17 protein-coding genes are annotated in these 20,571 nt (G+C 41.3%); 10 read left to right on the plus strand and 7 right to left on the minus strand.

Annotation, left to right across the window (positions count from 1 at the left end; all coding sequences use genetic code 11):
• Positions 1–783 carry a nucleoside triphosphate pyrophosphohydrolase gene (gene mazG / locus IQ13_RS09380; RefSeq protein ID WP_144886082.1) on the plus strand — a complete coding sequence of 261 codons (783 nt, stop codon included), beginning with the start codon at positions 1–3 and terminating at the stop codon, positions 781–783.
• 2 nt (positions 784–785) lie between these two features.
• A complete protein-coding gene (locus IQ13_RS09385; RefSeq protein ID WP_144886083.1) occupies positions 786–4,541 on the plus strand; it encodes a sensor histidine kinase in 3,756 nt (1,251 codons plus the stop codon).
• A 38-nt stretch (positions 4,542–4,579) separates the two neighbouring features.
• On the opposite strand, the gene trxA is transcribed toward IQ13_RS09385, so the two are convergent.
• From trxA to IQ13_RS09400, 3 genes are all read right to left on the minus strand, one after another.
• Complete coding sequence (gene trxA, locus IQ13_RS09390; protein ID WP_144886084.1) at positions 4,580–4,960, minus strand: thioredoxin; 381 nt, start codon at positions 4,958–4,960, stop codon at positions 4,580–4,582.
• Positions 4,961–5,026: 66 nt separating this feature from the next.
• Positions 5,027–5,794, minus strand: coding sequence for an SDR family oxidoreductase (locus IQ13_RS09395; protein ID WP_144886085.1), 768 nt, complete (start codon positions 5,792–5,794; stop codon positions 5,027–5,029).
• Positions 5,795–5,942: 148 nt separating this feature from the next.
• Positions 5,943–6,650: a Crp/Fnr family transcriptional regulator gene (locus IQ13_RS09400; RefSeq protein WP_144886086.1), complete on the minus strand. Its 708-nt coding sequence runs from the start codon at positions 6,648–6,650 to the stop codon at positions 5,943–5,945.
• Positions 6,651–6,746: 96 nt separating this feature from the next.
• Between IQ13_RS09400 and IQ13_RS09405 the strand changes: the two genes are divergently transcribed.
• From IQ13_RS09405 to IQ13_RS09420, 4 genes are read left to right on the plus strand one after another with little or no spacing between them, the layout of a single operon-like run.
• Positions 6,747–7,145: a biotin/lipoyl attachment domain-containing protein gene (locus IQ13_RS09405; RefSeq protein WP_144886087.1), complete on the plus strand. Its 399-nt coding sequence runs from the start codon at positions 6,747–6,749 to the stop codon at positions 7,143–7,145.
• Positions 7,142–7,777, plus strand: coding sequence for a class I SAM-dependent methyltransferase (locus IQ13_RS09410; protein WP_144886088.1), 636 nt, complete (start codon positions 7,142–7,144; stop codon positions 7,775–7,777). The genes IQ13_RS09405 and IQ13_RS09410 overlap by 4 nt, the downstream gene beginning before the upstream one ends.
• Positions 7,778–7,795: 18 nt before the next feature.
• A complete protein-coding gene (locus IQ13_RS09415; RefSeq protein ID WP_144886089.1) occupies positions 7,796–8,080 on the plus strand; it encodes a hypothetical protein in 285 nt (94 codons plus the stop codon).
• Positions 8,081–8,090: 10 nt separating this feature from the next.
• A complete protein-coding gene (locus tag IQ13_RS09420; protein ID WP_144886090.1) occupies positions 8,091–9,755 on the plus strand; it encodes a SulP family inorganic anion transporter in 1,665 nt (554 codons plus the stop codon).
• A gap of 58 nt (positions 9,756–9,813) precedes the next feature.
• Here IQ13_RS09420 and IQ13_RS09425 read toward each other — a convergent pair whose 3' ends face one another.
• The 4 genes from IQ13_RS09425 to IQ13_RS09440 all read right to left on the minus strand — a co-directional run bounded on the left by IQ13_RS09425 (position 9,814) and on the right by IQ13_RS09440 (position 16,154).
• A complete protein-coding gene (locus IQ13_RS09425) occupies positions 9,814–11,241 on the minus strand; it encodes a TolC family protein (RefSeq protein WP_242009519.1) in 1,428 nt (475 codons plus the stop codon).
• Positions 11,219–14,458, minus strand: a complete 3,240-nt coding sequence (locus IQ13_RS09430) for an efflux RND transporter permease subunit (RefSeq protein WP_144886091.1) — start codon at positions 14,456–14,458, stop codon at positions 11,219–11,221. The genes IQ13_RS09425 and IQ13_RS09430 overlap by 23 nt, the downstream gene beginning before the upstream one ends.
• Positions 14,459–14,484: 26 nt before the next feature.
• Complete coding sequence (locus tag IQ13_RS09435) at positions 14,485–15,570, minus strand: efflux RND transporter periplasmic adaptor subunit (protein WP_144886092.1); 1,086 nt, start codon at positions 15,568–15,570, stop codon at positions 14,485–14,487.
• A 122-nt stretch (positions 15,571–15,692) separates the two neighbouring features.
• The gene (locus IQ13_RS09440) at positions 15,693–16,154 is read right to left on the minus strand and encodes a hypothetical protein (RefSeq protein WP_144886093.1); all 462 of its coding nucleotides are present in this window, start codon (positions 16,152–16,154) and stop codon (positions 15,693–15,695) included.
• A 433-nt stretch (positions 16,155–16,587) separates the two neighbouring features.
• Between IQ13_RS09440 and IQ13_RS09445 the strand changes: the two genes are divergently transcribed.
• The 4 genes from IQ13_RS09445 to IQ13_RS09460 all read left to right on the plus strand — a co-directional run bounded on the left by IQ13_RS09445 (position 16,588) and on the right by IQ13_RS09460 (position 20,571).
• Positions 16,588–16,986: a hypothetical protein gene (locus IQ13_RS09445; RefSeq protein WP_144886094.1), complete on the plus strand. Its 399-nt coding sequence runs from the start codon at positions 16,588–16,590 to the stop codon at positions 16,984–16,986.
• A 394-nt stretch (positions 16,987–17,380) separates the two neighbouring features.
• Positions 17,381–17,986 carry an RNA polymerase sigma factor gene (locus IQ13_RS09450; protein ID WP_144886095.1) on the plus strand — a complete coding sequence of 202 codons (606 nt, stop codon included), beginning with the start codon at positions 17,381–17,383 and terminating at the stop codon, positions 17,984–17,986.
• Between the two features lie 61 nt (positions 17,987–18,047).
• On the plus strand, positions 18,048–19,280 hold the full coding sequence (locus IQ13_RS09455; protein ID WP_144886096.1) for a hypothetical protein: 1,233 nt from the start codon (positions 18,048–18,050) through the stop codon (positions 19,278–19,280).
• 88 nt (positions 19,281–19,368) lie between these two features.
• Positions 19,369–20,571 (plus strand): FecR family protein, encoded by a 1,203-nt coding sequence (locus IQ13_RS09460; RefSeq protein ID WP_144886097.1) that lies wholly within the window; start codon positions 19,369–19,371, stop codon positions 20,569–20,571.

Genomic DNA, 20,571 nt, shown 5'->3' on the forward strand with positions numbered 1-20,571 from the left:
ATGCAAGCAACAGCAGACAGCTTTTTACGGTTAGTGAAAATTATGGATGAACTCCGGGAACAATGCCCGTGGGATAAAAAGCAAACCATCCACACACTTCGCCAGCTGACCATTGAAGAAACGTATGAACTAACCGATGCTATTTCGGAAGAAAACTGGAAGCATATTAAAGAAGAACTGGGCGACTTGATGCTACATTTGGTGTTCTATGCAAAAATTGGTACAGAGCAGCAACAGTTTACTTTACCCGACGTTTTGAATGGCATTTGTGAAAAATTAATTTCCCGTCATCCGCATATTTACGGCGATGTAAAAGTAGCTGATGAGGAAGATGTAAAACGTAACTGGGAAAAGCTGAAGATGAAAGAAGGCAAAACCTCCGTTTTAAGTGGTGTTCCCAAAGGTTTGCCATCGATGGTAAAAGCCATCCGCATACAGGAAAAAGCAAAGCAGGTTGGTTTTGAATGGGAAAACAAGGAGCAGGTATTTGCTAAAATTGAAGAAGAGATGAACGAGCTGAAGGAGGTGGTAAATACAGCCGAACAGGATAAAATAGAAGAGGAGCTGGGCGATGTATTTTTTTCGTTGGTGAATTATGCACGGTTTTTGCAGATTGATGCAGACCATGCATTGGAACGTACCAATCAGAAGTTTATAAAACGGTTTGTACAGATGGAACAGGAAGCACTTAGTGAAGGCAAGCAGCTTACACACATGACGCTGGAAGAAATGGATAGCATCTGGAACCGTATTAAACAGAAAAACAGGGAAGCACAAGCATAATTTTGAACCACATTTTAACCATCCGCCGTTTTGCTTACCGCAATGGCTACCTGCTTATTTTAGCAGGTTGGTTGCTTACGTTTTCCTACCTGTTTCAATATTATTGGTCGTACACCTCTGCGCCCGAACAGGTTAAAAAAACCTTGCAAAAGGCCATCAACAAACGGGAGAAAGATTTTGCAAAACTACTAACAGACTCTTCGCTGCTGTTGCAATTGAAGACGGGTAAAGCCGATTTGAAAACCGTTGAAAAACTGGTTGATAAAGATTACTTCATTTTTGTTGCAAGCGATGGTGCAGATGGTTTTCAAACACGCTTCTGGAATACGCAGGCTATTTTACCCGATTACAGTTTATGGCAAAGAGCTGATGGTATCTGGTTCGAACAGTTGATTAACGGGTATTACACGGTTTATAAGAAAACAAAAAAACTGGGCGATGGAAGTATTTGCCAGGTAATGGCATTGATTCCGGTTAAATGGAATTTCTTTGTTACAGCTAACTATATCAGTAATGATTTTGCTTACCTGGGCGGCATCGAAAAATATTATGGCCTTAGCGATATAGAACAAACAAGATTAAAGGTGCAGAGCACCGACGGCACAGCATTGTTTTGGTTAAAGGAGTTAAACAATCTTCCACAGCCATTAAACAGCACAACCATATTTTTCAGGCTACTGGCAATGTTGTGCATACTGATGTTTTTGCATAAGCTGGCAGCAATGGTTACAGAACGTTATTCGTTTGCAGCCGGATTATCGTTCCTGGTGGCCGTTATTCTCTTAGTACGAATTTCGAGTTATTATTTTCCTATACCGTTTAACCTTCGCCAGTTCGAATTGTTTAATCCGGCTGTTTACGGTTCAAATAAAATATTAAGATCGCTGGGCGATTTGCTCATTAACTCCTTTTTGTTGTTGTGGGTTTTGCTTTTTATACGACGCTATGGAAAACTGGCAAGAAAAATTCCGTTGAGGTTAAAACACAATGCAGGGCTCGTAACAATTACAATCCTGTTGTTTGGTACAACTATTCTTTTCGGCAGTATTATTAAGAGCCTGGTATCCGATTCGCAGATATCATTTGATGTGATTAATATTTTCAAGCTGACTATTTTCAGCTTTGCCGGTTTCTTTGTATTGGGCTCTCTTGCATTGAATTATTTTATTATTGCCGACTGGCTGGCAGGATATCTGAAACATTACAGTCACCGAAGGATTCCGATTCAACTGCTGGCCATTACAGTTACGGGGCTCGTGTATCTCAGCTTTAACATCAACTCTTCTTCGGTTATATACCAATTGTTTTTGCTTGGCTGGTTGCTGTTACTGGTAATGTTGCTGAACAACAGGCAAATGCGGCTTAACTTTCTCTCGTCAAACGGCAAAACAATTTTCTGGTTGTTTTTCTTTTCACTCTCACTTACATTTTTACTGATAAGTGAAAATGGCAAACGGGAATGGAATGATCGTATACGTACGGCCGATAAGCTCAGCTTGCAAACCGATCCTTCTGCCGAAAGTTTATTGAATATTGCCATGCGCAATTTCAGAAGCGAATTTCTGCAGCGGGAGTTTTACCGTTTTGCAACATCTGCAGAAAATCAGTTGTTAAAAGACAGTCTCATCAGCGAAAACTTCAGCGGCTACCTGAATGTATACGATACTGAAATTTATACATTCGACGGAAATGAACAACCGCTGTTCAATGTTGATTCTGTTTCCTTCAATACCTTAAGTACAGTTTACAACCTGCAGAGCAAGCGCACCAGTTCTGCTGAATGGCGTTACTATGAAGAATCGTACGACAAGTTTTATTACATCGCCAGGAAAATTGTTGTAGACACAACCGAAAACCGCACACAAGGTTATGTGTTTGTCATATCACGTCCCAAACGTTATGCTGATCAAAAGTTTAACGCAGATATTTTCTACCGGTCCGATACAAAAGTGGCTGACAATACACTTTCCTATGCATTTGCCATTTACAAAGGCAACGAACTTATCAGCAGTGCAAACGACTATCCTTTTCCTATTCACCTGGATAATAAAACCAGGAGCGAAAAAATAGAACGTAAAGTGAGTAAGAAAGGGTATACAGAATTGTGGTATACTTCAGCAAATAATCTTACGGTTGTGATTGCCAAATCGCAAAACAGGTTATTGGAAACAATCACTTTGTTTGCGTACCTGTTCTGTGTGTTCCTGCTCATGCTTGCTGCATTCAGAATGGTACAGTATTTCTTACAGTTAGGGTTGCGTCCTGCCGATTGGAAAGCACATCTGCAGTTAACATTCCGTACGCAGGTACATACCACCATCATCGGCATCAGTATCTTTTCATTTCTGATCATCGGTGCATCTACTATCTTTTTCTTTATTAACAGGCATAGCCGGATTAATAAAGAACGCCTGTCGAGATCCATTGCTATTATGAAAGCAGAAGTAGAAACGGCGTTGAGTAACCATGCGATGTTTGATGATGTGTTGAAGCTGTACGATGAAGTAGCTAAGGCAGAGTTGCAGGGAAAGATCAACCGTATTTCTGAAATACATGGTGTGGATGTAAACATCTACGATCCGAATGGTAACCTGCAGATATCATCGCAGCCTTATTATTACAACAAAGGATTGCTGAGCCGTAAAACAGATCCGCTGGCTTATTATAAGCTTTCAAAAGAATATCTTGTACAAACAATTGAAAACGAAAAAGTGGGTACACTCTCGTACATGAGTATTTATGTGCCGGTGCGTGATGAAGACGGTAAAACCTATGCCTACCTCAACATTCCCTACTTTACTTCGCAAAACGAACTGAAGCAGGAAATTTCGAACTTCCTTGTTACGTTGATTAACCTGAATGCATTCATCTTTTTAATTGCAGGTTTGATTGCCTTCTTTGTTACAAGCCGTATTACCAACTCGTTTGCCATCATCAGCGAAAAAATGAAGGAGATTAAATTGGGAAAAACAAACGAAGCAATTGTATGGCACAGGAACGATGAAATTGGTGAGCTGGTGCAAGAATACAACCGAATGGTAAAACAGCTGGAAGAAAGTGCCAACCTGCTTGCACGAAGCGAAAGGGAAGGTGCATGGCGTGAAATGGCCCGGCAGGTAGCACATGAAATTAAGAATCCGCTTACACCAATGAAGCTGAGTATTCAGTACCTGCAAAAAGCGGTGGATTCCAATTCTGCAGATACGAAACAGATTTCGCAAAATGTTGCTAAAACACTGGTAGAGCAAATTGATTATCTCTCCAATATTGCATCTGACTTTTCGAGCTTTGCCAATATTGGTAACCCTCGTATGGAGCGTGTGAATCTTATTGCATCGGTACGTTCGGTGGTGGAGTTATTTAATATGCAGGAAAATGCACAGGTGGCATTTACCACTACTATCAACGAAGCTTACCTGATGGCCGATAAAACACAACTCAACCGTTTGTTTACAAATCTCATCCGCAATGCTATTGAAGCAGCAGGAGAGGAAGAAGCTGTTGTAGAAGTACACATTGATCTGCGTGCTGATAAAGCTGTGGTTGCTGTGCGTGATAACGGGCAGGGTATACCGGCAGAGCTGCAGCAGAAAATTTTCTATCCCAACTTTACTACCAAAACTTCGGGCACAGGTTTAGGCTTGGCTATGTGTAAGAGTATTGTAGAGCAAATAAAAGGCGAAATTTGGTTTACTACCGAACAACAAAAAGGCAGTACCTTTTTTGTGGAACTGCCTTTGTTAATGAGTCATGAGTAATGAATGAACTACGGCACACGCTTATCACTCGCCACTGACTACTCGCTTTTCCCTGCTTCTTCTTTCTTCACCAGCTGCGTATCAATAATTTCTTTGAATACTTTTTTCGGAAATGCGCCGGGCTGCATCATCGGGTCTGCATCCATTGGAATAAATAAAAATGTGGGGATGCTGCGAATACCAAATACCGCTGCTAATTCCATTTCAGCATCCGTGTCAACTTTATAAATTACCAGTTCGTCTTTGTATTCGTTCGACAATTCTTCCAGTACAGGTGCAACAGCTTTACAGGGGCCGCACCAATCGGCATAAAAATCAATGATAGCAGGAGCTGTTCCCTTGTATTTCCATTCTTTCTCTGTATCGTAATTAAAAACCTTGTCTTTAAAATCCTGCGTGGTGAGTTTTACTGTAGGCATATCTGTTAATTTTAAAACAAAGGTAGTTGAACATGCCTTGTTGTTATGTGATAAAAATTACGTTGTTTAATAGGCTGTCCAAGCGCCGTCTGCAGTAAGTACTGTGCCATTAATAAACCCGGCATCATCGCTTGCAAGAAACAGTGCGGCTTTGGCAATATCTGCAGGTTCGCCTGTTTTGGCATTCAACACCATACCGGCCATAATACGGTCGTTAACGAGTGGCGTAATCTTGCTCATATCAATCGTATCGCCAATATTGGTTGCTACGGCTCCGGGTGCAATGGCATTGCAACGGATGCCTGCTTTCGCATACATAAAACCTGTGTTTTTGGTAAGACCAATAAGTGCATGTTTACTCGCTGTATAAGCAGCACCAGCCCTTGCACCATACAAACCTCCTATCGAGGCGATGTTGACAATACAGCCGCTTCCTTTTGCCAGAAAGATTTTTACTGCTGCACGCATGGCTTTCATGGGGCCGGTAACATTGATGTTCATCACTTTTTCCCACATGTTATTATCTAATTCCGCAACAGGTGCAAAGTGATCCATAATGCCGGCATTGTTAACGAGTATATCCAATGTACCATAGGTTGATACTGTTGTGGAAATCATCCGTTCAATATCTTCTTCTGCTGCCATGTTTGCAAGGAGTGTGGTAGCTTCTCCGCCGCCTGCTTTGATTTCTGTTTGCAATGCATCGAGCCGTTGCTGGTTAATATCGGTTGCTACAACTTTGCAGCCTTCGGCAGCAAACAAAAGGGCAATGGCTTTACCCATACCGGAACCTGCGCCGGTTACAACTGCAGTTTTGCCTGATAACTTTTTCATACGTTTTTCTGTTTAGTAGACAAGCATGTAAGGTAATCCTGTACAACAGTAAAAAACAATGACGGCCGTAATGATTGTTGTTAGGTAAAATAAAAGGATATGATTGCAGCAAAGCTGTTGATGAACTTTATTTACGGTAAATATATAATCAGTTGTAGTTGGCTATTTTGATGAGCTTGTTTACATCCAGCACAATAATTTTTCTGCCCTTGGTTTCAAGAATAGCATCGTCTTTAAATTCGGATAACAGGCGGATCACATTTTCTCTTGCAGTACCAACAAGATTTGCCAAATCATCACGCCCCATGTTGATTTCTACAGGCATGCCCGGCTTAAAATTCACCTTGTATTTTTCACGCAAAACAATGAGCTGTAGTGCCAATCGTTCTCTTACCGATTTTTGCGCAAACAATGTAAGACTGTTGGCGAGTACTTCAAACTCATGACTTAATGTTTTCAGCAAGCGTCTGTTTAATAATTCCGATCGGTGTAGCGCATTCAGAAAATCTTCTTTTGGCACAAAGGCAATACGGCTGGCTTCCAGTGCTGCAGCAGAATCGGGGTAGCGGCTTTCGGCAAGTATAGCATGATAGCCGAGTAACTCGCCGGTATTGGCTACATAAATAATATGTTCCTTCCCATCTTTATCGAGCTTGTACTTTTTTACTTTTCCTTCAACGATGTAAAAAATACCCGACGGAGCAGCGCCTTCCCAGAAAATGATTTCTCCTTTTTTGTATTCCCTTTCTGTTTTATTGGCAGTGAGCAAGGCAAATTCTTCTGCCGGCAAATCTGCAAGTACAGACTCGCTTTTAAAGTCCCATTTGTCAATTGAAAAAATGCCTTTGATGCTCATGGTAGCAAAAATACCTTTTTTAAAAACTGATAAAACTTACTTTTTACGCTGCAAAGGTTTACCGCTGCCGGCAACAAGGTAAAATAACTTTGCAATATGCAAATAGAGAAGATTCCTGCCAGAGATCTGTATTACACAAACGATCACGAATGGATCGACTTCCAGGGCAAGGTTGCTTATGTAGGTGTTTGCAGCTTTAAGCTTACAGGGTTTAAGCAAGTGGAGCAGCTGGTTGTAAACGAACCTTTAGGTTTTAAAGTGAAGGGCGAAGTGATTGCATCGATACGCTACAAGGATTATAGTATTGATGCCTGTATGCCGGTTGATGGAAAAATAGTACAGCTGAACGATCATTTACTTGCAGGCAATTATACTCTTCTTGCAGAGCAGCCCGAGCACAACGGATGGGTTGCGTTAATAATTCCGTCCGAACCAAAGGAACGGTCGCACTTACTATCGCCAGAGCAATACAGGTTTGCTAAAACTGGTAAATGATTTCGGCTAACACACAACAAAAGCAGATACAGTTGATAAACACAACAACAGATATTGAAAACTGGTATGGTTCCGATGCAGCGCTCGACCGCATGTATCCGCCTGCAATACAAAAGTTGGCTCAGCAGCATTTTACAAATGTTGCAGTAGCAAAACGTGCTGCAGAGTTTTTGGCAGCCGAGCCCGGTATGCGTATTCTGGATATCGGCAGCGGAACAGGAAAGTTCTGTTTAACAGCAGCACATTATCAACCCTCCGCTTTTTTTTATGGTATTGAGCAGCGCAGAAACCTGGTAGCAATTGCCAACGAAGTGCAGCAGGCTGTTGGTATTACCAATGTAAAATTCATCTGCGGCAATTTTACACAACTCGATTTCAGCAGGTACAATCATTTTTATTTCTACAACTCGTTTTACGAAAACCTGAATGGTACCAGTAAGATTGATAACAGTATTGATTACTCTGCAGAACTATACTATTACTACAATCGCTATTTGTACAAGCAACTCGAACAAAAAACCGAGGGTACAAGGCTGGCTACTTATCACAGCCTGGAAGATGAGATACCTCCCAGCTATCATGTTGTAAAAACAGAGATGAACGATTTGTTGAAATTCTGGATTAAAATTTAACCCGAAAAAAAGATAATCATGCCACATACATTTGATGCACACATTACAAGCCTTGTAAACGATATTTTATGGGCTTCTTCGCAGCAGGAGATAAGCGATTTGATGGCTGCAACAATTATTATTATTGAACAGAAAGAAGCAGATCAGCAAAAACGCAATACGATTGTTGAACGGTTGAAAGAGGAGTTGAGCCTCTTTAATCCGTTTAACAAAGATGCACAGCAGTGGAGCAATATTAAGCTGGCAAAAATTCTGCTCAACCGTTATTTACAGGAACAAAGTGTTGTTATAACCGAAGAATAAACAGTTGGCAATGTTCCGTCCCAAACTATTCGATACACTTCAACAATACAGCAGGCAAAAGCTGGTGAAAGACCTGATGGCCGGTTTAATTGTAGGTATTGTGGCCTTACCACTTGCCATTGCATTTGCTATTGCAAGCGGCGTATCACCGGAGAAGGGATTATACACCGCTGTTATTGCAGGTTTTATTATTTCAGCAATGGGCGGCAGCCGGGTGCAGATTGGCGGACCTACCGGTGCGTTCATCGTTATTGTGTATGGCATTGTACAAACCTATGGTGTGAATGGTTTAATTATTGCTACGTTTATGGCAGGTATAATGCTGATGATAATGGGCTTTGCTCGGCTGGGTGCAGTTATTAAATTCATCCCACATTCACTCATTATTGGTTTTACCAGCGGTATTGCTGTACTCATCTTTTCTTCGCAGTTAAAAGATTTTTTTGGTTTGCAGATGGGAGTCGTGCCTGCAGACTTTCTTACAAAATGGACAACCTATTTGCAACATGCTGCTTCTGTAAATTATGCAGCGTTTGCAATTGCAGCTGCAACAGTCGTCATCATTTTGTTGTGGCCAAAGGTTTCGCACAAAGTACCCGGTTCGTTAATTGCCATTGTACTTACTGCACTGGTTGTGCAGCTGGCGCATTTGCCGGTAGAAACAATCGGCAGCAGATTTGGAACCATTTCTTCTGCTTTTCCTGCACCTGTAATGCCGGCGTTGGATATTGCAATCATTAAAAGTTTAATACAACCTGCATTTACCATTGCATTGCTGGGTGGTATAGAATCGTTGTTGTCGGCTGTTGTAGCCGATGGTATGATTGGCGGTAATCATAAATCGAACATGGAGTTAATTGCACAGGGAACAGCCAATATCTTTTCTTCATTGTTTGGCGGTATACCTGCAACAGGCGCTATTGCACGTACGGTAACGAATATTAAAAACGGTGGCCGCACTCCGGTAGCAGGTATGACGCATGCTGTTGTGTTATTGCTCATCATGTTGTTTGCCGGTAAATGGGCGGCGTTGATTCCGATGCCGACATTGGCAGGCATCTTGGTGGTGGTAGCTTACAATATGAGTGAGTGGGAAAGTTTTCTTACGGTGTTGAAAGGTCCACGAAGTGATATTGCAGTGATGCTGACCACTTTTTTTCTGACAGTAATTATTGATTTGACTGTTGCCATTGAAATTGGAATGGTGCTGGCTGTATTTCTGTTTATGCGAAAGATGATTCAGTTTAGTGATGTAAAGATGCTCACAAAGGAAATTGACGACAGGAATAGTACAACCGATAACGAAGCGATTATTAACTACAGCATTCCTGCCAATGTAGAAGTATTTGAAATTACCGGCCCGTTATTTTTTGGTGCAGCGTATAAATTTAAAGATGCGATTAAGTTTATTGAACGACCTCCCAAAGTATTGATCATCCGTATGCGGCAGGTGCCCATCATTGATGCAACCGGCATTAAAACCATTGAAGAAGTTTACAAAGAATCGAAACACCGGGGCACAAAACTTATTTTAAGCGAAGTACACAGCAACCAGGTACTGGATGAATTAAAGAAAGCACGTTTGCTGTTTGCAGTTGGTAAAGCAAATGTTACCGATACGTTTGCTGAAGCCTTAGAAAGGGGCAAAACAATCATGAACGAAGTAAGCATATAAGAAAAGGCTTCACCAAACTTTCGTTCGATGAAGCCTTTTGCTATAACTGTAGTTGCAATTAATTCCAGCCACCGCCCAATGCCCTGTAAATATTTACTTTGGCATCGAGTTGTTTCAGTTTAATTTCAATCAGTTCAATCTTCGAATCCAATGCTTCACGTTGTGTAAGCAACACTTCTATATAATCTGCTCTTGCAGAACGGAAGAGATTGTTGGAAATGGTAATGGATTGTGTGAGAATGTCTACTTCCTTCGCTTTTGTCTCATAACTCTTTGTAAAGTTATCCATGCGGGAAAGCTGGTTCACCACTTCAATGTGCGCATTCAAAATAGAACGTTCATAATTGTAAACTGCCTGTATTTGTTTGGCGTTGGCATTAAAGTAGGTTGCTTTGATTGCATTCTTATTAACCAACGGCGCAATCATATCGCCTGCTAAATTATACAGGATCGATTCCGGTTTGATCAAATACACAGGATTGAATCCTTGTAGCCCCACACCTGCGTTTAAACTAAACGATGGATAGAAATTTGCCTTAGCTACCTGCACATCCAGTTTTGCGGCTGCAAGTTCTAATTCTGCCTGGCGAATATCCGGACGATAGGAGAGCAGTTGCGATGGTACACCAGCAAAAATAGGATCGAGGATCATGTTATTGAACGAAGCTGCATTGCGTGCAACAGGTTGCGGAAAACGCCCTGCGAGGAAATTGATTCTGTTTTCTGTTTCAACAATCTTCTGCTGAATTTCGAATTGCAGATTTTTTGTGTTGAGCAACTGTGCTTCAAAACGGTTAACAGCCAACTGCGAAACTTTTGCTGCATCTTTTTCCAGCTTCACTACCTGCAAAGCACTTGTTTGCAACTCAATGTTCTGCTGCACAATAGCCAGCAGGTTATCCAGTGCTGTAAGTTCGTAGTAAGAAGAAGCAATTTCTGCAATGATGTTTGTAACCATAAAGTTTTTGCCTTCGATGGTTGACAAATACTTCAGCACTGCTGATTTTTTTGCATTGCGTAATTTCTTCCACACGTCGAGCTCCCAGGTAAAGTAGGTGCCCACCATAAAATCACCAATGTATTTATGGCCTTTATCAGGTCTGGTTTTCCAGTCCTCTTCCGAAATACCATCCCATGTATACTTACCGGATCTGTCTGCACCTGCGCCTGCTTTTAAATTCAGGAAAGGCATGTATTCCCCTTTTCGTGCCATGATCTCATTCTTCGTCATCTCAATTTCCTGCAACGTAATGTTCAGCTCCTGGTTGTTGAGGAGTGCAGTATCGATGAGTGCAATAAGATATGGATCGGTAAAGTATTGTCGCCATTGTAGCTTTACCGAATTGGTTGTATCCTGCGAGTTGGTATAACCCGCAGGAGTAGATTTGTTTTCCTGTTTACTGCTGATGGCCGGTATTTTACAGGCACCAAGCCATACAATGCAGAGAACAAGTACAACGTATTTAGCTGTTATTTTCATCTTCATTTTTATTTCTGATTCGTTTGATAATTTTTGAAATGCGCTTGCTCAATGCTGCATCAGAACGGCTTTCAACAAAGTCTTCACTCAACGGATTTTCATCTTCATCTCTGATGAGGTGTTTACCTTCCTGCAGTTTGCCGAAGATGAAATAGAGACCCGGTACCACAATAACCCCGAACACTGTACCGAATAACATACCACCTAATGCAGATGCACCAATGGTGTGGTTACCCACCGCACCGGGACCTGTAGCAATTACCAACGGAATCAAACCGGCAATAAAGGCAAACGATGTCATTAAGATGGGGCGGAAACGTGCTTTCGCTCCTTCGATAGCTGCTTGCAATACTGTTGCACCCTGGTTGTGTTTCTGTACAGCAAACTCAACAATCAATACCGCATTCTTTCCAAGCAAACCAACAAGCATAATCAAACCAACCTGTGCATACACATCATTGGCAAGCCCCATACCTTTTAATAACAGGAACGAACCGAAGATGCCCGGAGGTAACGACAACAACACTGCCAACGGCAGAATAAAGCTTTCGTACTGTGCTGCCAGGATGAGGTACACAAAGAAGAGTACCACAAGGAACAAATACAACGCTTCGTTTCCTCTTCTTGCTTCATCGTACGAAAGACCTTCCCATGCAATATCGTAACCACGTGGCAACGATTGTGCTGCTACTTCTTTAATTGCATTAATCGCATCACCCGATGAATAACCTTTTGCAGGCAAACCATTAATGAGCGATGAAATGTATAAGTTGTAACGGGAAATTTCATTCGGCCCCTGCGTTTTCTTAATCTTCATAAACGCAGAGTAAGGCACCATTTCACCATGATCGTTTTTAATGAACATATTTAAAATGTCGGAAGGCTGTTTCCTGAATTCGGGACCTGCCTGTGTGTACACTTTATAATAGTTGTTGAAACGAATAAAGCCCTGTTCGTAGGTACTACCTACCATGATGTTGAGGTTTTCCATGGCATCGCCAACAGAAACACCTTTCTGCATTGCCAGCTCATTGTCTACTGTTATCTCGTATTGCGGATACTTGGCAGAGTAGAACGCAAACAAACCGGTGAGTTCTTTTCGTTTTTTCAATGCTGCAAGAAACTCGGCATTCACTCTGTCAAACTCCTGGTAATCTACATCACTGCTTTTATCAAGTAAACGTAACGAGAAACCATCAGACGATCCATAACCCGGTACAGCTGGTGGTTCAAAGTATTCAATGTTGGCAGGAAGGTCTTTTGATTTTTCTTCCAACTCTTCAACAATCTGTTTTACGGAGTGCTTGCGTTGCGACCAATCTTTCAGGTTGATGAGACAGGTACCAGCGTTTGAACCACGACCTTCTGTTAAAATTTCGTAACCAGCCAATGAAGTAACCGATGAAACACCGTCAACTTCTTTTGCCAAGAGCTGCAGCTTTCTTGAAATTTCATTCGTACGTTCCAGTGTTGTACCGGGAGGTGTTTGAATGATGGCGTAAATCTGTCCCTGGTCTTCACTTGGAATAAAACCTGCAGGCAACACTTTGTTTACACCCATAATACCAAATGCAAATGCAATTAAAATTCCAAACGTAACAACCCTGCGGTCTACAATCAACGTTAAGAACTTTGTGTATCGGCCGGTAACACGTTCAAACGTGCGGTTAAACCAATCAATAAACATACTGATGGGTGTTTTACGTTTTGGTTTGCCGTGTGTGTTTTTAAGTAAGATGGCACATAATACCGGTGTAAGCGTAAGCGCCACAAAACCGGAGATGAAGATTGCACTTGCCATCGTTAACGAGAATTGGCGGTAGAGTACACCAACAGGTCCGCTCATGAATGCAACCGGTACAAACACCGAGATCATAACTAAAGTAATGGCAATGATGGCACCACTGATTTCACGTATTACTTTCTTCACAGCAGCAAATGGTGAAAGATGTTCTTCTTCCATCTTCACGTGCACGGCTTCTACCACCACAATGGCATCATCCACCACCACACCAATTGCTAACACTAATGCAAACAACGTAATGAGGTTGATGCTTAGCCCGAAAAACTTCATGAGTGTAAATGCACCAATAAGCGATACCGGTACTGCAAGGATTGGAATAAACGTCGATCGCCAGTCGCCAAGGAAGATAAATACCACAATGGCCACAAGAATAAATGCTTCTATCAAGGTGTGTATTACTTTCTCAATCGATGCATCCACAAATTTCGATACGTCGTAGTTGATCTCGTAATCAATACCCGGAGGGAAATCTTTTTTCAGCTCCTGCAGTTTTGCTTTTACATCTTCAATAACCGTATTAGCGTTACTGCCCGGGTTTTGTTTCAGTACAAGCGATGCAGAAGGATGACCATCTTTATTTGAATAAATATCCACGAACTCACTACCTACTTCTACTTCAGCAATATCTTTCAACTTCAATATTTCACCACTGGAGTTTGCCCTGATCACAATATCCTGGTATTGCTCGGGAGTATTGTACCAGCCTTTGTAGGTAAATACATATTCCTGCGATTGTGCAGTTTTACCGGAGCTGAGACCAACACGACCTGGCCTTGCCAATACACTTTGCTCATCAATTGCTTTCAGCACTTCATCAGCAGAAATGCTGTACGCCCGCATACGCTCGGGGTTTAACCAAACACGAATGGCGAATGCACGGCTACCGATCGCTTGTGCAAAACCCATCCCTTTAATACGTTGTAATTCGGGTAAGATGTAGGTGTTGGCATAGTTAAAGAGAAATTTTTCATCGATGTTCTTTTCCTTACTGTAAAGGTTCAGATACATCAACATACTTGGTTGCAAAGGCGAAATAATTACACCCTCACGTTGCACCAATGGAGGCAGGTTGGTCATTACCTGGTCTACCCTCGATTTTACCCTTACTGCTGCAAGCGTAGGATCGGTACCTGGTTCAAATATTACTTCAATACTTGCTTCACTTGCACTCGTCGCATCACTCAACATGTATTGCATACCCTGCACACCGTTGATGGCACGTTCAAGAATCGTAAGTGTTGATTTTACCAATACATCGGCATTCGATCCGGGAAACTCAATAAAGATATTTACCCTTGGCGGTGCTATTTCGGGAAACTGTGCTACCGGCGATGAGTTGATTGCCAAAAGCCCCATGAACACAATAACCACAGAGAGAGCAATGGCAAGAACCGGCCGTTTTATAAACTTATTAAACATTGTTCGATTGTTTTTTTGTTCCTGCCTTATTCGGCGTGTAAATTGTTTAACTCAGCTAATTCTTTTTCAAAAGGAACAAACTCGTATTTGATCTTCTCGTTGTTTTTTACTTTACCTAAACCTTCTGCAAGAATTTTATCTTTTGCACTTAAGCCGGAACCAACTACATAAACGTGCGGCAACTCCTGTGCAATGGTGATTTGTTTTGCTTTGAGCACGTTGTTCTCATCTACCACGTACACATATTTTTTATCAAGCACATCGAAGGTTGCTTTTTGCGGAATAAGAATGGCGTTCTTAAGTGTAACAGGCATCAGGATATTTCCTGTTTCGCCATGGCGGAGAATACCTTTCGGATTAGGGAAAGTGGCTCTGAAAGCAATGTTACCTGTTTCGTTGTTGAAATCTGCTTCAATGGTTTCAACTACACCAGGCACATCAAACAGTTCTTTGTTTGCCATTTGCAGCAACACATTCTGTGCATTCTTTGCTTTTGCTTTCTTAATATAGTCGAGGTATTCTGCTTCGGGTACATTAAAGTATACCCACATTCTGCTGTTATCTGAAAGCGTAGAAAGCAGCTCGCCTTCGTCTATAAGACTGCCTAAACGTTTTTGGAAACGATCCATAATGCCGTCGAACGGCGCACGAATTTCTGTAAAGCTTAAATGTGCCTGTGCCAACGCCAGTTCGGCTTTTGCTTTATCCAGCTTTGCTTTGGCCAATGCCAGTTCGTTGGGCGATACAACGTTGTTATCGGTAAGGCTTTTTGTATTGCGGTATTCAATTTCAGCAAAATTCATTTCTGCTTTTGCCTTTTCTACTTCGGCCTGGTAAATAAGCGGCATAATCTTGAACATGAGTTGCCCCTTTTTTACAAACTGTCCTTCGTCTACAAAAATCTTTTCGAGATAACCTTTTTCCTGAGACCGCAATTCGATATGACTGGCAGATTGTACCTGGCCAACATATTCTTTGTAAATAATGGTGTCTCTTTCTAACGGACTTGTTACTAAAAATTTCAAGTCTTCCTGTTTTTCTTCCTCTTTGTGTTTGCAGGAGGAGAAAATAAATACGGTTGCCACAATGGCGAGAATAAAGATCCTCTTCATTAAATTAGTTGTTTAGTTGATGAAAAATGAACGCTGCAGTGGACATACAGCCACATGCGTATTAGAAATGAGGTTTACCCGGCACTAGCGGGTGTTGCAAACCTTGTTGATGGAAAAAGAAATTAAGCGAGGTAGTTTTTCCAGGAATGGTAGAGGATGAAGAACGGAACTGTAGGTTGGTTTTGAACAGACGATGCCAATTGTAAATAGCGGCTTCGTAAAAAAGAAGTATACACCTGTTCTTCTACAGCATGGATAGCTGCAAGATTATTGCAGTAGGCTTCAAGATCGTTTTTGGTATCATCTTCTTCGGCAACTTCCACTTCCATTTCAAAACCCAGCGGCGAAGACTCGTAGGGTAGATGAACTGAAAGTTGTGTATTGGCGAAAGAATTTGTTTTGTACGATGCTGCAGTAAAATTTGTTTTGGCAGTACGGCTACCTATTTTTAAAACAGTAAACGCAGAAAGCTGCTGCAGGAAGAAGACGAAAGCCAATAAAAAAACAAAGCAATAGTTGATCACCGTTTTTAAAAACGGTCTTTGCGATGAGGGTTGTTTTTTATTATGCTTTTTTATGTGCATTCCGGTGAGCGAAAGTACAACAGATTAAATTATCGAAAAAGAACAGATGTTCTCAAATCGTCACTCTTCTGTTAAATTCTGCTGTAAACGCCTTTTTGCTAACTGTTGTGAGTGCATTTGTTTTATTTTTTCCACTGTTTTTTATCCATTTTGGCTATTGGACATCATGTGCAGGATTGGCTGGAACCCTTTGCTGTAAAGGGTTTTTGCAAAACATTTTAAAATTTAAGGCCATAAAAGCAGCTGTTATTTGACTTGTGGGGCAGTTAGCAGCGGTTTACTTTTGTACTGTCGATGATGCTAACGGAAATAAGAGAACCAAAAAACACTCCAACATCAAACAATCGACAGTCTGCAAACGAAACAGATTTTCCCCGATTACTTGCCTGCGAAAAGAAACAGTAAAAAATTATAAACGCATAAACAAAGCAAGATGAAAACAACAATTAAAAACACCCTGATCGGTTTATTAACCTTCGCAGCAATTATTACAGTAAACTTTGCAAACGCAACAACAACGGAGGAAGTACTTCCTTCAGCAGAATTAAAAGTAGTTGCACATTTAGATAACCAGCCAGTATTTCAGCTTTCGCTCAACAACACACAATATGCAAAATTCCTGGTTGTAGTAAAGGATGAAACCGGTGCAATCGTTTACCAGGAAACAGTAAGCGGCGTAAACATTAAACGTAAATACCAGTTGAACACAGAAGAACTGGGTGCTACAGGTTTAAGTTTTGAAATTGTAGGTAAGAGCAATGAAAAGCCTGTTGTATTTACAGTAGAAAGTAATGTAACCATCAACGAAGAAACGTTGATCGTGAAGAAATAATTAACCTGAGGAAACATTTTAGATGAGCCGCCTTTAACGGGCGGCTTTTTTTATTTGGTAACAGCTACAGGTTATGGTCAAAGCGAATGATAGATGTTTCTAAAAACGAAGGACGGTTTTCAGCAACCCGTTTCGAGTATAGTCCGATGATATTTTCTTTTTATATGTAAATGCTTCAGTCACGACTATATTCCGGGAATGTCTGGTCATAAATTCAGTCGTTTAAGGTTTACTCTTATTTTTTATTTTTCTTTCAACAGATTTTGAACCAGAGCAGGCTGGTTGTTGTTATTAATTGAGAATTTTATGCTAAGGACATATATGACCTGATTAACCATGCTTTATGTCATTATTTTCCTGTTATTTTGAACGACAGGGATGCTATTGATTGCTCATGAACGATTACGCTAAGCCATTATATGATGACGGATATTGCCTTGCAAAAATCAAGGAGGGCGATGAGCATTTTTTTAACCTCATATTCGGGAAGTACCGCAATCAGCTGTTTGCCTATTTGTACAAAGTCACCAAATCAAAAGATCTGGCCGAGGAAATAGTGCTGGATGTATTCTTAAAGCTCTGGCATGGACGGGATGCGATCACCGAAATACAAAACTTCGAGGCCTTTTTGTATAAGGTAGCGCACAACAAAGCCATTGATTTCTTTCGTTCGGCCAAACGCAGCCAGGCTTTGCAGCAGGCTTTATGGGAAGCAATTACCGAAACCCCCGCTGTAGATAATGCCGATAACCGGCTGATTTTTAAAAACACCGATGCATTAATTAAAGAGGCTATCAATCAATTATCACCTCAACGAAAAAAAGTGTTTGAGCTGCGCCACTACGAAGATCTGAGCTATGCAGAGATAGCTGCAACCCTCAACTTATCATCCAATACCGTGCGTAACCACCTTGCTGCATCACTGCAGTTTATCCGGGATTACCTGGAAAAAAATAACGCACTGGTTCTGCTGCTTGCCATCTATTTTCAAAAAAAGTAAGTTCAGCATTAGTACACGCTTTCTTTTCCTTCGTCTGTAATCTGGCACATACCAAATTAACATGAAGAAAAGAATACCACTCCAGCTGTTATCGGTTTTCATCGTCTTTTTATTTTCCTGTGGCAAAAAAGGCTCTGTAAACAACACAACTCCCGAAGTACCAACCAATACGCTTCAACAACTGGAGCAGTATAATTTTGTACTGGGTACACACGCCATATCGGGCAGTTACCAATTTACTTCAGAAAATAAACTGGTGGAGCAGGCCAAGAAAGTGCGGGAAATGGGCTCGAACATCCTGAAAATTACTTTGGGTAAAAACTCAGCAGATATTTATGGCATCAACGAGGTTACAAAAAGCACTACCACATTAGCGTTGTTCACGAATAACCTGCCGTATAAAGCGGTATGTAACATGGATTTTAAATACATCTTTTTTTGGGTGCATACGCTTACCAATGTGGATTGGAAGAAAACCTTAACTGCTGCCGAAGAAAAAGTATTATATGATGAAATGTTCAACTTCGTTTCTTATTTACTTACAACGTATGATAACTCCGGGAAAACATTTTTAATTGGTAACTGGGAAGGCGATTGGCTCTTGATTCCCAACTACGACAGAACGGTTACGCCCGCTCCTGAGTTGCTTGCAAATATGACCAAGTGGTTTCAGATAAGACAAAAAGCGATTGATGATGCAAAACTGGCATCAACAGCTAAGAATGTTTCCGTGTATCATTACATCGAAGCAAACCTGGTATTGAAAGGAATGAATGGCGAGCCTTGCGTGGCAGAAAGTGTGATACCAAATGTTGATATTGATCTCATCTCTTACTCCAGCTATGAAGCGATCAAGGATAAAACTGCTGCACAGAAAAAAGCAGATCTGCAGGCTATTTTCACGTACCTGGAGTCGAAACTGAAACCAAAAACAGGACTGCCCTTCAGCAGACGGGTTTTCATTGGTGAATATGGTTACCAGGCCAATGCTTCCAAGCCTGAAACTTTTCAAAAGCAGTACGACGAAACAAAGGAAATTATGCGGATTGCTTTTGAGCTGAACCTTCCGTTTGCATTACATTGGCAGATGTACAATAATGAGTACGAGAACGGAGTATCGAAGCAAATGTCGTTGATCAACGAAGCCGGTGCAAAAACTCGCCAATATGGGCTGCACAACAACTTTTACAAAGCTATGAATACTTACCTGAAAGACGAAATGCAAAAAAATAACAAGTATCCAACAACAGAAGAATACAGAACAAAAGCATTGCAGGTTTTATCATCGCTTTAGGACCAGTTTTTATTAAAAAAGTTGAAGGCGCATTGGTACATGTTTTCTTTTCGTTCGTCAATTTATTTAGCACATTTCATTTCACCACATGAATAATAACAAGGAGAACCTCTCCGATCTTATAAGTAAATACCTGAATAACCGGTTAACTTCTGCAGAATATGCAGAGCTGTGGCGGTTATTGAACGAAGAACCTGATGAAACTGCCTTGAATGAAGAGCTAAAACAACTCTGGCAATCTGCTAAAACGGTAACCCCGCTGATAGCAGCTGCCGAGTGGGACCAAAAAATACAGGAAGCGAAGCAAAAACTTGCAGCAACTACTCAAACAGAAGAACAACCAGTCATTGGCCGCTTTGCACGTTACCGTTGGGTAGCTGCGGCAGCAGTTCTTTTATTGATCGTTTCTTCTGTGTTTCTTTTAACGAATCAAAAAGAGAAGCGTACAGCTGTAGCAAAAAATATACAAACTCAACCGAAGCAAGACAGGTTGCCCGGCGGCGATAGAGCCATACTCACATTGGCAGATGGTAGTTCTATTGTACTGGACAGTGCAGGTAATGGAATGCTTGCACAGCAGGGAACAACAGAGATTATCAAGAAAGAAGATGGACAACTGTTGTACAACAGTTCGGGCGCTGCAACAGATGCGGTTGCGTACAATTTATTACAAACACCACGTGGCGGACAATATAAAATTACTTTACCGGATGGCAGTAAAGTATGGCTCAATGCCGCATCTTCTTTGAAGTATCCGGTAGTATTCAGCGGTAAAGAACGCCGTGTGGAAATAACAGGTGAAGCTTACTTTGAAATTGCGAAAGATGCAACAAGACCATTCAAAGTACAATTGAATCGAATGGAAGTGGAAGTGCTGGGTACACATTTCAACATCAACAGTTATACTGATGAAGAAACTGTACGCACCACCTTGCTGGAAGGAAAAGTAAAAGTAACTACCGCCGGCGAAAGTAATTTTTTGCAACCCGGTCAGCAGGCACAACTGAAACCATCGGGCAACATGAAGATTGTTAATGATGTAAACCTGGAAGAAACAGTGGCGTGGAAGGATGGAAATTTTCAGTTTGAAAACAGTGATATTAAATCGGTGATGAGACAACTGGCCCGCTGGTACGATGTAGAGGTAAGTTACCAGGGCAGCAACATCAGCAAACATTTTATTGGTGGCATTTCCCGTAATGTAAAGCTGTCGCAGGTGCTTTCAATGCTGCAGCAAACAGGTGAAGTGCGATTTATTATTGAAGGCAAAAAAATAATTGTTATGCCGTAA

This window comes from Lacibacter cauensis (genome assembly GCF_007830055.1).
GTDB lineage: Bacteria > Bacteroidota > Bacteroidia > Chitinophagales > Chitinophagaceae > Lacibacter > Lacibacter cauensis.